We start from the raw sequence: 14,512 nt of genomic DNA on the forward strand, positions 1-14,512 counted from the left end.
GAAGGACCCGGTCGGACTCTCACAATGAGTGGACCAAAGATCGGGGGCAGGTCACGACATCAATCCAGCGTCGCAGCGCCGGACCGCGCGTCACACCCGCGCTCGATACGTAGAGCATGCCGGTCGTCACACGGCCGGTGAAGTCCATGGGACGGGCGTGCGTGTTGTCGAGCGCGTCGTGATAGCGTTCCTTGCCTGAGCGCACGACGAGCTCGTCGTTGAGCACGCCGACGCACATCTTGCCATCGAGCAGAAACGCAATGCCGCCGAACATCCTGCGCTCGGTGATGCCCGCGTGCTGCGCAAGCACCGCACGCACACGGCCGGCCAGCCGCTCATCGTATGCCATCAACGCACCTCATAACGGGAAGCCTTTGCCGCCGCGCAGCCCCTTGAGCGCGCAGATCTCGCCCCAGTGCGACGTTACGTGCCCGAGCACGCCGGAGCCAAGCGTCCATGCGAGCGTCACATGTCCGAATCCCGCCTCGGAGAAATCGATGTCACGCTCAAGATCGGCGGGCGCCAGCGAGGCGAGCCAGGCGTCGGTTTCGTCCGCGACCGCCCGCGCGTACGGACGAACGGCGTCGAGATCCAGGCTCAGGCGCGCGGCCCATGCGCCCCAATCGGCATCGGGCGGCGGCAGTTCGCTGAGGCCCGTTTTTCCGGCCCAGGCGCCCGCGAACAACGGCGAGCCGCCGCGCAGCAGGCCGTTTACGAAGCCATCTTCGCCGGTGACAAGGTGGCCGTACGTAGCGGCGATCGAGTTGCCCTTGCCCGGCGGACGCGCGTGCGCGTCGTCGGCGCTCACGTCCGCCATCGTCGTCTCCAGAAAGGCGCGAGCCTGCTGTAGCTGCTCGCGGATGAATGCAATCGTGTCCATATTTACTCGCTTCCCGCCGTCAAGCTTAGGATGCTTTCCTGGCCGGCAGTAGGTGGCGGCCCAATGCGGCGGTGGGACTCCTGCCACCATCCTGTCAGCGTGACCGCGGCATTGCCTCTATGGAGCCGACTATCTACGGTTGGTACCCGTGCAGGTGAGCTACCAGAGGCGGAGGAATCACATGCCCGACATGCTGCTCAAGGACACGATCGCCAACCTGATGCCCACGGCACAGGCTGATCTTGAGCGGCTCGTGCGGATACCTTCGTGTGCGTTCCCGGGCTTTCCTTCGGAGCCCGTGTACGAGGCAGCGAGGGCGGTCGCCGGGATGCTCGAGACCGCAGGCGTTGGCGATGCACGGCTGCTCGAGATACCGGATGGCTATCCCGCGGTGTATGGCGAGGTCGCAGGCCCACCGGGCGCGCCCACCGTGCTCCTCTACGCGCACTACGACATCCAGCCGCCGGGCAAGGAATCGGCGTGGACATCGCCGCCGTACGAGCCGGCGGTTCGCGACGGGCGGCTCTACGGCCGCGGCGCCGCAGACGACAAGTCCGGCGTCGTCATGCACGTCGCCGCGCTACGGGCGCTCGCCGGGCGGTTGCGCGTCGGCGTCAAGGTGGTGATCGAGGGCGAAGAGGAAACGATGAGTCATTTGGGCGACTACGTCCTAAAGTATCCGTCACTCTTCCGCGCCGACGTCGTGATCTCCGCTGACGCCGGCAACGTGCGCGTCGGCAGGCCGACGCTCACGACGGCGCTGCGCGGCGTCACGAGTTGCAGCGTCGAGGTGCGCACGCTCGCCGGGCCGGTGCACTCCGGCCAGTTCGGCGGACCGGCGCCGGACGCGCTCATCGCACTTTCGCGCATGATCGCGTCGCTGCACGACGATAGAGGCAACGTCGCGATCGAGGGGTTGATCGCCGGCGCGTGGCCGGGTGGCGGAGAGCTTTCCGAAAACGGCTTCCGTCGCGGGGCCGACGTGCTGGAGGGCGTCGAGCTGATCGGCGAGGGCCCGATCGCCGACCGGCTGTGGTCGAAGCCGTCCGTCAACGTGATCGGGATCGATGCGCTCCCGTACGATGGTGCGGCAAACGCACTCGTCCCCGTGGCTAGGGCGCGTGTGAGCCTGGGCACCGCACCCGGCGAGGATGTGCGTCACGCGCTGGAACTGCTGGTGGAACATCTGCGCAAGGCGGCGCCGTGGGGCGTGCAGGTGGAGATCACGCCGGGCGGCGCCGGGCCGGGCTTCGCCGCGAAGACGGACGGACCCGCTTACGCGACGGCGCGACGCGTGCTCGATGATGTCTTCGGCGCGGCGACAATCATGGGCGGCGCGGGCGGCACGATCCCGCTGATGAACGTCTTTCAGCGCGTCTCGCCGGATGCCGAGATCATCACCTGGGGCGCCGAGGACGGCGCTGCGGCAATACACGCTCCGAACGAGAGTGTTGACCTCGGCGAACTGGAACACATGATCCTCGCCGAGGCGATGCTGTTGGAGGCGCTTGGATCGAAGGCATGATGAAAGAGTGAGCACGAAGATGAACAGCCGGGGGCGGCTGTTCTCCACGCTTCGCGTCGCGTGGCTGCGCGCGTTGTGTGTGGTGGTGTTCGGACGCAGTCTTGTATCGGCGGCTTCGAAATACGGCGCGACGGAGGAGATGCCGTCGGCGTAGGATTGGATAGTCCGGAGTTTCAGGAGACGACCATGGCAGTGCACTACGAAGTGAACGGCGAAATCGCCGTCGTCACGATCGACCGGCACGAAGTGCGGAACGCCGTCGATGGACCGACAGCAGCGGAACTCGCCGCTGCGTTCCGCCGCTTCGATGCGGACGACGCGCTGAAGGTCGCCGTGCTCACGGGAGCGCATGGGACGTTTTGCGCGGGCGCCGACCTGAAGGGCGTATCGGACGGCCGCGGCAATCGCGTCAATGCAGACTCAGACGGGCCGATGGGGCCGACGTTCATGCTGCTCTCAAAGCCCGTCATCGCGGCGGTCGAAGGCTTCGCCGTCGCGGGCGGGCTCGAACTGTCGCTGTGGTGCGACCTGCGCGTCGCAGCGCGCGACGCCACGTTCGGCGTGTATTGCCGGCGCTGGGGCGTGCCGCTGGTCGATGGCGGCACGGTGCGCCTCCCGCGGCTGGTCGGGCATAGCCATGCGCTCGACATGATCCTCACAGGACGCGGCGTCTCCGGCGAAGAAGCGCTACGAATGGGACTCGCAAACCGTCTCGTCGAGCCCGGCCAGGCGCTCGATGGCGCATTGCAGCTGGCGCGCGAGTTGTGCGCATTCCCGCAACTGTGCTTGCGCTCAGATCGCATGTCGTCGTATGAGCAGTGGGGCATGCCGGTGCGCGACGCGATCGCGAACGAAACACGCCTCGGTATCGAGACGATCCGGTCGGGCGAGACGCTCGCCGGGGCGCAGCGCTTTGCGTCGGGCAAGGGGCGCCACGGTAAGTTCGACGACATTTGAGTTGTCAGTGGTCAGTCGTCAGTTTCAGTCGCGACGCGATGACGAACGCGCGACCTCGATCGCTGCTGCGGCGGCTAACACGGCAATCACCGGCGCGATGGGGACGTGGTATCGCGGCTCTCCCGCGAACACCGTGTGCAGCGCGACCCAGGCGGCGATCGTCGCCCAGAGCGCCCACCATTCGCGCGTACGCCTCACGAACACGAGCGACGCCGCCGCCAGCCCGAGCATCGCATACCAGTACACGTCGCCGATGAGCACGTACGCATCGCGCCCGCGCTCCAGCGGGGTGCGGCCAAGGCTCTCCGACCAGTCGATCGATGCGGCGGCATCCGATTCGAGCAGGTACAGCACGCGCTTGACCGCCAGCTCCATCTCGCGGCCGGGATGCGCGAGCGCGTAGTCGATCGCCCGTTCGCGGCCGAGGTCGTCGAACAGGAGTTCGCGCTCCTTGAACGAGATGCCCGGCTGCTCGTCCCACAGATCCTGCGGCGGTATCGACGTCCCCGTCGAGTAAGGCGCGTGCGCGAGGCGCAGGTTGTAGCCGAGGTTGTTGTTGATCAGCGTCGGCTCGCCCATGACGGCCTGGTTCCGGATCGCCCATGGCACGACGAACAGCGCGATCGCCGCGGCGACGGGCGCCATCGTACGTACGACGGTGCGCCAGTCGTACGAGCGCACGAGCAGCAGTACGACTGGCACCAGCAGCAATAGCCCCTGCGAACGCACGAACGCCGTCGCGATCAGCGCGATGCCGGCGGCGAAGCACCACGCGACGCTCGAGCGGCCGCCAGCGTGCATCGCCAACGCGAGCGTCGTCGCGACGCCGAGCGTGAACAGCGGCTCGCTGAATGCCGACGCCGTCCAGAAGACGAGCGCCGGCAACAGAGCAAAGAGCGTCGCGGCGAGCAGCCCACAGGCGTCGCCGCGCAGCCGCCGGCCGATGAAGAACACCGGCACGACCGTCAGCGCGCCGGCGATTGCATTGAACGCCTTCGCGACGCCGGGTTCGGCGCCGAAGAGCTTGTAGAACGGGGCGAGCGCGACCGAGAAGCCCGGCGCCCAGAACGCCGTGCCCTCGCTTTGCGGGCCGGCGACGAAGCCCCGCTCATCGACCGCGACGCTGTAGCCGCGCCCCTCGGCGATGTTCGTGGCGGTCGCGTGGTAGTACTGCGGGTCGGACAGCGGCGGGATCACCGTGTCCGTCTCGAGGAGCCAGAGCCCCCGCAGCACCAGCGCAACGACGAAGATCGCGGCAATCGCGAGCACGCTTAGCGGCGGCATGGGGACTCGCCGGCGAGCCGCGAGTACACTGGCAACGTCATCGCTCGTGAGCGCACGCACGAGCGTGATGATAGCCGAGCAGGATGCTACGAGGGCGAGGAGCACCCATGGATGCGACAGCGGAAGCCAACGTCCAGACCGTCATGAGCCTGTATGCGGCGTTTGAAAAGGGCGACGTCGAAGGCATGCTCGTCGCGCTCGATCCCGCGATCGACTGGGAGTTCTACGGCCCAAACACCATCCCTCTCGCCGGCCGCTACCACGGCCACGACGAGGTGCTGCGCTTTATCGGGATGATCGGAGATTCGTTGGACATCCAGAACTTCAGCCCCGACGTCGCGGTCGTCGCCTCGGGCGATGGCGTGGCAGTCACGGGTAAGGAAAGCGGCCTCGCCCGTCCAACGGGCCGTCCATTCGAATCGCACTTCGTGCACATGTTTACGCTCCGCGGCGGCAAGATCGTCGCGGCGCGGGAGTACTACGACACGGCCGCCCTTGTCACGGCGTTCACAGGAGCGGGCGACTGATAGCCGAGTCGCCGCAAACGCAGCACGCGCCGCAATCGACGCTCGAACCGTCGCGCGAGGCCCCGGCATCGCGTCGCGACGTCCTGATCCTCGCGGCCATCGTCGCAGTGGCGGTGGCCGTACGCACGGCGTGGATCGCGTACGTCAACGTGCACCCCTTCGACGGCCGCGCCGACGACACGGTCTTCTACTACGCCTCGGCGCGCGCGCTCGCCGACGCGTTTGAGTATCGCGACCAGTTCGGCAGATTCTCGGCGCACTGGCCGCCCGGCTACGCGCTGACGCTGGCGGCGGCGTTCTTCACGGCAGGTCCGCACCTCGCCGTGGCGAAGGCGCTCAACGTCGCGATCGGGGCCGCGACGTGCGTCCTCGTGTACGCGATCGGCGCGCGCGCGTTCGGACGTGCGGCGGGCCTCCTCGCGGCACTGATCCTCGCGCTGCTGCCCGGCCACGCGTTCTGGTCGACGCTGGTCATGACGGAGACGCTCTTCACGTTCGTCTTCCTACTGTGCCTGTACCTGCTGCTAACATGGACGCTCGATAACCACGACGCGCGCGCATGGCAGCTCGCGACGCTGGGCTTGCTGCTCGGCTACGCGACGTTGATCCGCGCCGAAGCCGTCCTGCTGGCACCGCTGTTCGTGCTGTTGTGGCTCGCCGTGCTGCCCCGCTGGCGCACGCCGCTGCGATACGGCGCGATCGTGTGCGCGGCGTTCGCCGTCGTGCTCGGCGCGTGGACCGTCCGGAATGCCGTCCGATTCGACGACTTCGTGCTGCTGCGGACCGGCGCGCCCGGCGCCGTCTCAAACGCGCTCGATCCGAACTATCTCGACCGACCGGCGCGCTTCACCGCGCCCGCGCCGCCGCTTGAAGACACGCTCGGAAACATCGCACGCCACCCATGGGAGATCGCGCCGCTCGAGCTGAATAAGCTGCGTCACCTCTATCGCAACGACCACGAGGCGGTCGACTGGGCCATGCACGAGCGGCCCCCCATGAGCGAGGCGGAGGCAACGAGGTGGCGACGTGTCGCCGACGTCCCATACGCGGTGCTGATGCTCGCGGCGCTGCTGGCCGCACCGTTATGGCTCCGCGTGCGCGAACGGCCGCGGTTGGTGCTAGCGTTCGGCCTCCTCGCCTGGACGGCGATCGAGATCACGTTCTGGCCGGAGCCGCGCTACCACACGCCGGTGCTACCGCTGCTGAGCGTGTGCGCCGCGGCCGGCGTGGCGTGGTTGGCCGGCACCGTCATCAATCGCACTCGGCGTATCGAACTAAGCCCGGACGACCCCTAACGTCACCTCTCGCCCGTCGACGTTCGCCGTCTCTGCGTGGGCAGCGGCCGGAGGCGGCGCTTGTTCGAGCGCGACCGAGAGCGTCTCCTGGCGCACGTAGTCGCCGAAGCGCTCCATGACGTCGCGTAGGTTGCCGTCGCCGGCGTAGTAGGTGCGGATGCGGTCGGCGATTTCGAAGCCGGCGTCTTTGCGCAGGTTCTGGATGCGGTGCACGATCTCGCGCGCGAGCCCCTCCTGCTCCAGTTCCGGCGTCATCTCCGTCGAGACGATGACCACGACGCCGTCGTCGGACGCGGACGCGAAGCCCTCCTTCTCGCGACCGTTGACGAGCAGCTCGTCCGGCTCCAGCGTCTTGCCGGCGATGTCGACCGTGCGGCCGTCCTGCACGGCGCGGGCGACGTCCGCGAGATCAGCGGCGGGCATCGACTGCAGCGCCTTCGCGATGTCCTGCACCTCGCGACCGTACTTCTGCCCCAGCGCCTTGAGGTTGGGCTTTACCTCGAAGCGCAGGAAGTCCGTCTCGTCGCGAATGATCCGGAGATCCTTGACGTTCAGTTCGTCGAGCAGTTGCGGCGCCAAGTGTTCGAGTGCGTGCTCCTCCATCATCGTCGGCAGCTTCACGAAGAGCTCCGCGACCGGCTGCCGCACCTTGAGTTGCGCCTTCGCGCGGGCGGCGCGGCCGAGCGAGGCGACGCGCATCACAAGCTTCGTCTCGTCCGAGAGCGTGCGGTCGACCTTCGACTGGTCCGCGACGGGCCAGTCAGTGAGGTGCACGCTCTGGGGTTCGGAGGCGTCGAACGAGCGGACGAGGTTTTGGTACATCTCTTCGGCGAGGAACGGCGTGAACGGCGCGAGCAGCCTGGCCGTCGTCAGCAACGCCTCGTACAGCGTCGCGTAAGCCGCCTGCTTGTCGGTGTCGCTCTCAGACTTCCAGAAGCGACGGCGGCTGCGACGCACGTACCAGTTCGACAGGTTTTCGACGAAGCTTTCGAAGCGCTTCGTGGCTGCGAGCGCGTCGAAGTCGTCGAGCGCTGCGGTAACGTCGACGACGAGCTGGTGCAGCTCGGAGAGCAGCCATCGGTCGAGTTCGGTGTAGGGAATTGCTTCTTCGGCTGGTGTGGTGTCAGTACCGTTGATCCGCGCGGGCTGAAAGCCCGCGCTCGATTCGGATAGCGGGGACCAGCCGTCGAGCGTGGCGTACGTCACGAAGAAGGCGTACGTGTTCCAGAGCGTCAGGAACAGGCTGCGGCGCACCTCATCGGCAGGGCCGTATCCGAAGTTGATGTTGTACGCGGGGTTCTGACGGAAGAACATCCACCGCATCACATCGACGCCCATGTTGTCGGCGGCGTCCTCGAACCAGATGGCGTTGCCCTTGCTCTTGTGCATCTCCTCGCCGTGCTCGTCGCGCACCATGGCGTGGCCGAGCACGCAGCGAAACGGCGGTCGATGTTCGAGCGCCGTCGCCATGGTGAGCAGCGAGTAAAACCAGTTGCGAAATTGCCCCGGAAAAGCCTCGGTGATGAAGTCCGCCGGGAACCATTGCTCCCAGTGCGAGCGATCGTGACGATAGTTCAGCGTCGAGAACGGCACGATGCCCGCATCGAGCCACGGGTTGCCGACGTCAGGGATGCGCGACACGGCTTCGCCGCACTTGCCGCACGCGATCTTCACGGCGTCGATCCATGGCTTGTGCGGCGAGTGGCCCTCGAACTGCTCCCAGCCCGCGACAGCGCGCTCCTTGAGTTCCACTTCGCTGCCGATGACCTCGAATGTGCCGCAGTTCGTACAGTCGTAGATCGGCAGCGCGAGGCCGTAGTAGCGCTTCTTCGAGATCATCCAGTCGTCCATGTTCTTCAGCCAGTCGAGCTCCCGCGCCAGGCCGAAGTCGGGGATCCAGCGGATCTCCTTCGTGACCTCGGCGATCTGGTGCCGCAGCTCGTCCATGCTGATGAACCACTCGTCGACCAGACGAAAGATCAGTTCCGTGCCGCATCGCCAGCAGTGCGGATAGCGATGCAAGTACTGCTGCGTGCGATACATCGCGCCCTTCTGGCGAAGGCTGTCGAAGATCGCGTCGCGCGTGGCGTCGTCGGAGACTGAGCGTCCGCTGAGCGCATCGAAGCCTTCGAGGTAGACGCCTTCATCGTCGGTCGGCGCGATGACGGCGAGCCCGAGTTCCTTGCTGAGCGCAAAGTCCTCCTTGCCGCAGCCCGGCGCGATGTGGACGATGCCGGTGCCCTCGTCGTCGGAGACCTCGTCCCACGAGATCACGGTGTGCTCGATGCCCGCTTGAGCAGGCAGCTCATCGAACGGCCCCGAGTACCGCAGTCCGACGAGCGAGGCACCCGTCACTTCGGCGAGCACCTCGTGGTCGCCCTTCAGCGCGGTCTTCGCAGCGCCCTTCGAGACGTAGAGCACGTCTTCGCCCTGCCGCACTTTGAGGTACGTCAGTTCAGGATGCACCGCCGACGCAACGTTGCCGGGCAACGTCCATGGCGTGGTGGTCCAGACGAGCAGTGACTCGCCGGCGCGGTCAAGCAGCGGGAACTTCACGTACACGCTCGCGTGCGTGACCTGCTGGTAGCCCTCAGTGACGATCTCGTGCTCGGAGAGGCCGGTGGCGCAGCGAGGACACCACGGCATGACGTCGTGGCCTTTATAGACGTAGCCCCGCTCGAAGCATGTCTTGAGAAAGTGCCAGATCGTGTAGTTGTTCTCGTCGGAGTTCGTGTAGTACGAGTTGTCCCAGTCCATCCAGTAACCGAGCCGGATCGACTGCTCCGTCTGGATGCCGGCGAAGCGCTGCACGCGCGCCTTGCAGTCGTCGACAAACTTGTCGATGCCGTAGGCGATGATGTCCTTCTTGGATTTGAACCCGTGCTCCTTCTCGACCTCGACCTCGATCCAGAGCCCCTGGCAGTCGAAACCGTTCTGATAGCGCTGCTTCTCACCGAGCATCGTGTGGTAGCGCTGGTAGAGGTCCTTGTACGAGCGTCCCCACGCGTGGTGCACGGCCATCGGGTTGTTGGCCGTGATCGGTCCGTCGATGAACGACCAGCGCCGCTCCGACGCGTCGTTGCGGCTGATGTACTTCTCGATCATGCGCTCCTGCCGCCACCACTCGAGCAGACGCTTCTCCATGTCGACGAAGGATGGTCGCGTGGATACGGGTTGGAGCATTGACTTCATCCTTGATTCGGCGGCTTGCGCGTGCGAACCTCACCCCGCGGCCCCCTCTCCGTCGAACGGAGAGGGGGAGCTTGGGGTGTGAGGTTGGTATTGATGCTGGTGAGTACGCGTTCGATGTCGGTGCGCACTAGATCGTCAGAGACGCGAATCACGCGGTATCCGAGGGACTCGAGGATCTGCTGGCGTTCTTGATCGGCGCTCCTCTGGGACTCGTGGATCCCACCGTCTACTTCGACGATGAGGCGCTCGTCGGAACAGAAGAAGTCAACGACGAACGTCCCGTTAGCGTGCTGGCGACGAAACTTTCGACCATCGACACGTCGTCCACGCAGATGCTGCCACAAGATCTGCTCGCCGGGAGTCGACGATCTCCTCAGGTTGCGCGCGACCTCCAGCATGCGCAGGCGCACGCCATTCGGAACATGCATACGTTCGCGCTGACTTGCCAAGTCTCTGTCCTCGCTTCCCCCTCTTCGCGTGACGGAGAGGGGGTTAGGGGGTGAGGTCCTTCGTCGCCTCGCCCGATTCCATCTCGCGGGACAAACGAAAAACCCGCCCTCTGACACAGTCAGGGACGGGTCGAACGATCGCCCGCGGTACCACCCTGGTTGCCCGCTTGCACAGCGAGCCACCTCATCCGGACGCCAACACGCCCTGCCCTGCTAACGGGGGATTCCGGAGCGGCTTACTTCGCCCGCTGGCGGTTCTGCTGCCCGGCTCGGGAGGGATCTTCGATCGTCGCGTCTGCGTCCGGCTCGCACCGTGCCCGGACTCGCTTGGCAGCGTGTGACGACGTACTCGTCTCCGTCATCGCCTGTGCACGCAGTATAGGAAAGCGGCGTTAACGCGACAAATCAGGGTTTACCCGAACGTCGCGAGGTTCAGATGCGGTCGCTGTTCCAGAAGTGCAGGGGCGCCTGTCGGAATAGCGAGTCGATGCGACGGGCGGCGTCGGCGGGCGGGCGCGGACGCACCAGCTTCGTCGCTCGCCGCTGGCCGAGCAGCGCGGCGAGCGTGCCAGCTTCATCGAGCGCGTACGCGCCGTTGCGGCGGCGGATAGAAACGCTCGCGCCGCTCACGGCGAGCGTCGCCTGTTCGCCGTCCGGTGCGTGCAGCGTGAGCGAAAACGGCTCCCCGCGATGTGTCCGCGCACGGTCACGGATCTGCGGCAGCAGCGCGTCGAGCAGGCGATCGAGCGAGACGACGCGCATCATCATCGGATGCGCGACGTGGTCGATGCCCGTCGACCAGGTGGTCGATGGCAACGAGCGCAGCGCCGTCGCGAGCGCGTGGTCCCCCGGCACCGAGGCCACCAGCGGTGCGCGGAGCGCCTTCGCTCGCCGTCCGGCCGTCGCGAGCAACGGCGCGATCGCCGGGTCGTGCCCGGGCATGTGCTCACCTTCGAGGATCTGATAGTCGTCGGGACGCGATCGAGCGCGAAGGTATGCGACGGGGCGACCCGCCCGCTCGGCAACGACGCATCCAGCGTGATCCTCTCCGAGCCACGTTTGCGCATCACGCCAGATCGATTCGGTGCGGACGATCGCCCCCGACGTTCCGACGGTCGCCGTGCGATAGATGCGCAGCAGCGACGCTACGTCGTCGGGTTCGACCGGCCGGATGGCGTAGATGCCATCTACCGGTGTGGCCGCGGCTTCCTGAGGGCGGACACGGAAACCAGGCTGCTCGACCACGCGAAATCCGACGCGCTCGTAGAAGCTCACGCGGTCCGTGAACAGGTACGCGACCACCATGCCCAGCCGGTGCATCTCCTGTATTGCGTCGTACAGCAGGACGGTCGCGTAGCCGCTGCCCTCGTGCTGTGGCAGCGTGGCGACGGAACCGATGCCCCCGGCGCGCACGGGTGCGCCGCGCACGAGCATCGTCCGCGCAAAGACGCGCACATGTGCGACGATCCGCCCATCGACCTCGGCGACGCGCGCATGGCGCCAGCGGCACGTCGAATCGCGTTCGGTCTGCGCCATGAACAGCTCAATCGGCGTATCGAACGCCGCGTTGAGCACGTCGTAGATCTGGGGGAGGTCGCCGGGGCGAGCGGAGCGGATACGAAGCGCCATCGGCGCGGATCGTAGCACGTCGGTTCCCACGCCCAACTTCCGCCTGTGGCGTCCAGTTGACCCGCCACGCTGCGCTGCGTAAGATCGGTAGGTTAACTCTGGTTATTCGACCTGGCGGGTCGTACCTGCCGGCGGTGAGAGCCGGTCGCCGGGCCGTGGAGCGCACAGGAATGCGCGTCTTGCGGTGCGGCTTTTTTGTCGCCCGCACAGGTCGAGGACGGATGACACAACTCGTCGAAACAGGCATTCCGGATATCCTTCGCCGCGCTGAGCGAGGCGAGCGGTTGTCGCCGCATGACGGCTATCGCCTGCTCAACGCCGACGCTACGGAACTGACGGAGATCATGGCGGCCGCGTCGCGCCTGCGCGATCGTGTCCATGGCCGCACGGTCACGTACTCGCGCAAGGTGTTCATCCCCCTGACGAACCTCTGCCGCCAGAAGTGCGGCTACTGCACCTTCGCCCGCGGCCCGCGCGACCCGATCGCGCACACCATGTCGCCGGACGAAGTGCTCGCCGTCGCGCGGCAGGGCGCGCGGCAGGGTTGCAAGGAGGCGCTGTTCTCGCTCGGCGAGCGCCCCGAAGAGATCTACGACTTCGTCCGCGACGATCTTGCGCGCTACGGTCACACGACCACGTCGTCGTACCTGCGCGAGATGTGCGACCTGGTGCTGCGCGAGACCGGGCTGATGCCGCACGTCAACCAGGGCGTCATGGAAGCCGACGAGATCACTGCGCTGCGCGACGTCAGCGTGTCGATGGGGATGATGCTCGAGACGGTGTCGATGCGGTTGCACGAGAAGGGCATGGCGCACTGGAACTGCCCCGGCAAGATCCCCGAAGAGCGCCTGCGCACGATGCGCTTCGCCGGCGAACAGAAGGTCGCCTGGACGACAGGCATCCTCATTGGGATCGGTGAGACGCGGGAAGAGCGTGTCGACTCGCTGCAGGCGATCCGCGACCTGCACGACGAGTACGGCCACATACAGGAAGTCATCATCCAGAACTTCCGTGTCAAGGAAGACATCGCGATGCGGCACAAGGACGAGCCGAGCGTCTTCGAGATGCTGCGCACCATTGCCACCGCTCGCTTGATGCTCGGCTCAGAGATGAACCTCCAGGCGCCGCCGAACCTGACTCCCGACGCGCACGGTATGTACCTGCTCGCCGGCATCAACGACTGGGGCGGCATCTCGCCGGTCACGAAGGACTTCATCAACCCGGAACGGCCATGGCCCGCGCTTGCCGACTTGCGCGAGACATGCGCCGATGCCGGCTTCGAGCTGCGTGAGCGGCTCGGACTTTATCCGGAATACATTCGAGAGGACACAGGCTTCATACCCGAGGCGTTCCGCCCGGCGATCGGTCGCCTTGCGGACGCGGATGGACTCGTGAAAAGAGAGGAAGAGCGATGGTGAACGGTGACACGAACAGGGCAGAAACCGGCGACAGTGTCGCGTGGTCGCGCGCGATGCCCGTCGAGGGCGAGATCGCGCGAATCCTCGACCGCGCGTTGGATGGCGAAGATATCAACGTCGACGAAGCGACGGCGCTTTTCGGGGCACAGGGCGCGTCGCTCAACGCCGTGATCCTGACGGCTGATGAGCTGCGGCGACGCACCGTCGGTGATGTCGTGACGTACGTGATCAACCGCAACATCAACTTCACGAACGTCTGCATCAAGCACTGCGGATTCTGCGCGTTCAGCCGCGACCACCGCACCGAAGAGGGCTACTTCCTTCCGATGCACGAGGTGATTCGGCGCGCGCGCGAGGCGTATGACCTGGGGGCGCGTGAGATCTGCGTGCAGGCGGGGTTGCCGCCGAAGATGGACGGCTACTACTACGTCGAGCTGACGAAGGCGATCAAGGCCGAGATGCCCGACATGCACATCCACGGCTTCTCGCCCGAAGAAGTGCTCTACGGCTCGATACGCGCCCGCTGTTCGATCGAGGAGTATCTCGTCGCGCTCAAGAACGCCGGCGTCGGCAGCCTGCCCGGAACCTCGGCCGAGATCCTAGACCAGGATGTGCGCGACAAGATCGCGCCCGGGCGTATCACGAAAGATCAGTGGATCGACGTCGTGACGACAGCGCACCGGGCGGGCATCCCGACGACCTCGACGATTATGTACGGCCACATCGAGACGCTGCGGCAGCGCGCCGCGCACATCGTGCTGCTCCGGGACATCCAGCAGGAGACCGGAGGGTTCACGGAGTTCGTGCCGCTGAGCTTCGTGCACAGCGAAGCGCCGATGTACGAGAAGCAACTCATCGAGGGCATCGCGCCCGGCGCGACGGGCGCCGAAGTGATGAAGATGTACGCCGTGTCGCGCATCGTGCTGAACAACTGGATCCCGAACCTGCAGGCATCGTGGGTGAAGGAAGGACCGAAGCTCGCGCAGATGGCACTCAACGCCGGATGCAATGACTTCATGGGCACGCTCATCAACGAGAGCATCTCCACATCGGCGGGCGCGATCTACGGTCAGCGCATGGCACCCCGCGAGATGCGCGACGTCATCCGTGACATCGGACGGATCCCGGCCGAGCGCAACACGTTGTACGGCATCGTCCGCGAGTTCGGCTCAGCGCCCGATGACCATTACGACCCTCTGGACCACGTGATCGGCGAAGGGGACGCGCGATTCGGATCGTACGTCCAACTCGTCGAATCGACGGACTTCAAGTTCGCGGACCATTATCGTCCGGCACAGCCGGCGGCGGCGCCACGCTGAACAGAATGCCGCTCCTCGCGGCGCTGCGCATGGATGC

The 14,512-nt window shown here is 66.2% G+C and carries 13 protein-coding genes; 7 read left to right on the forward strand and 6 right to left on the reverse strand.

Translation table 11 applies throughout. From position 1 onward, the window contains the following. Positions 1 to 19: 19 nt before the first annotated feature. A complete protein-coding gene (locus tag WEB52_02275; GenBank protein ID MEX2225259.1) occupies positions 20 to 349 on the reverse strand; it encodes a TfoX/Sxy family protein in 330 nt (109 codons plus the stop codon). Positions 350 to 358: 9 nt separating this feature from the next. Next, complete coding sequence (locus tag WEB52_02280) at positions 359 to 880, reverse strand: DinB family protein (GenBank protein ID MEX2225260.1); 522 nt, start codon at positions 878 to 880, stop codon at positions 359 to 361. Positions 881 to 1,061: 181 nt separating this feature from the next. Here WEB52_02280 and WEB52_02285 point away from each other — a divergent pair, with 181 nt between their 5' ends. The 3 genes from WEB52_02285 to WEB52_02295 are packed head-to-tail and all read left to right on the forward strand — an operon-like array spanning position 1,062 to position 3,362. After that, positions 1,062 to 2,405, forward strand: coding sequence for a dipeptidase (locus tag WEB52_02285; protein ID MEX2225261.1), 1,344 nt, complete (start codon positions 1,062 to 1,064; stop codon positions 2,403 to 2,405). A gap of 7 nt (positions 2,406 to 2,412) precedes the next feature. Beyond that, on the forward strand, positions 2,413 to 2,559 hold the full coding sequence (locus WEB52_02290) for a hypothetical protein (GenBank protein ID MEX2225262.1): 147 nt from the start codon (positions 2,413 to 2,415) through the stop codon (positions 2,557 to 2,559). Positions 2,560 to 2,591: 32 nt separating this feature from the next. Further along, positions 2,592 to 3,362 carry a crotonase/enoyl-CoA hydratase family protein gene (locus tag WEB52_02295; protein MEX2225263.1) on the forward strand — a complete coding sequence of 257 codons (771 nt, stop codon included), beginning with the start codon at positions 2,592 to 2,594 and terminating at the stop codon, positions 3,360 to 3,362. Positions 3,363 to 3,386: 24 nt separating this feature from the next. Here WEB52_02295 and WEB52_02300 read toward each other — a convergent pair whose 3' ends face one another. Then, entirely contained in the window at positions 3,387 to 4,646 is a 1,260-nt protein-coding gene (locus WEB52_02300) for a glycosyltransferase family 39 protein (GenBank protein ID MEX2225264.1), read from the reverse strand. Positions 4,647 to 4,753: 107 nt separating this feature from the next. Between WEB52_02300 and WEB52_02305 the strand changes: the two genes are divergently transcribed. Continuing rightward, positions 4,754 to 5,173 carry a nuclear transport factor 2 family protein gene (locus WEB52_02305; protein MEX2225265.1) on the forward strand — a complete coding sequence of 140 codons (420 nt, stop codon included), beginning with the start codon at positions 4,754 to 4,756 and terminating at the stop codon, positions 5,171 to 5,173. 113 nt (positions 5,174 to 5,286) lie between these two features. After that, entirely contained in the window at positions 5,287 to 6,468 is a 1,182-nt protein-coding gene (locus WEB52_02310; GenBank protein MEX2225266.1) for a glycosyltransferase family 39 protein, read from the forward strand. Here the strand turns inward: WEB52_02310 and ileS are convergent. The 3 genes from ileS to WEB52_02325 form a co-directional block, all read right to left on the reverse strand. After that, positions 6,448 to 9,651: an isoleucine--tRNA ligase gene (ileS, locus tag WEB52_02315; GenBank protein MEX2225267.1), complete on the reverse strand. Its 3,204-nt coding sequence runs from the start codon at positions 9,649 to 9,651 to the stop codon at positions 6,448 to 6,450. The two genes, WEB52_02310 and ileS, sit on opposite strands and share 21 nt — an antisense overlap. A 5-nt stretch (positions 9,652 to 9,656) precedes the next feature. Next, entirely contained in the window at positions 9,657 to 10,088 is a 432-nt protein-coding gene (locus WEB52_02320) for an endonuclease domain-containing protein (GenBank protein ID MEX2225268.1), read from the reverse strand. Positions 10,089 to 10,541: 453 nt separating this feature from the next. Continuing rightward, entirely contained in the window at positions 10,542 to 11,738 is a 1,197-nt protein-coding gene (locus WEB52_02325) for a GNAT family N-acetyltransferase (protein MEX2225269.1), read from the reverse strand. A 221-nt stretch (positions 11,739 to 11,959) separates the two neighbouring features. On the opposite strand from WEB52_02325, the gene cofG reads away from it, so the two are divergent. Next, positions 11,960 to 13,156, forward strand: coding sequence for a 7,8-didemethyl-8-hydroxy-5-deazariboflavin synthase CofG (gene cofG, locus WEB52_02330; GenBank protein MEX2225270.1), 1,197 nt, complete (start codon positions 11,960 to 11,962; stop codon positions 13,154 to 13,156). Positions 13,157 to 13,209: 53 nt separating this feature from the next. After that, entirely contained in the window at positions 13,210 to 14,475 is a 1,266-nt protein-coding gene (cofH, locus tag WEB52_02335) for a 5-amino-6-(D-ribitylamino)uracil--L-tyrosine 4-hydroxyphenyl transferase CofH (GenBank protein ID MEX2225271.1), read from the forward strand. The last annotated feature ends 37 nt before the right edge of the window (positions 14,476 to 14,512 follow it).

This window comes from Dehalococcoidia bacterium, from assembly GCA_040902535.1.
GTDB lineage: Bacteria > Chloroflexota > Dehalococcoidia > DSTF01 > JACRBR01 > JBBDXD01.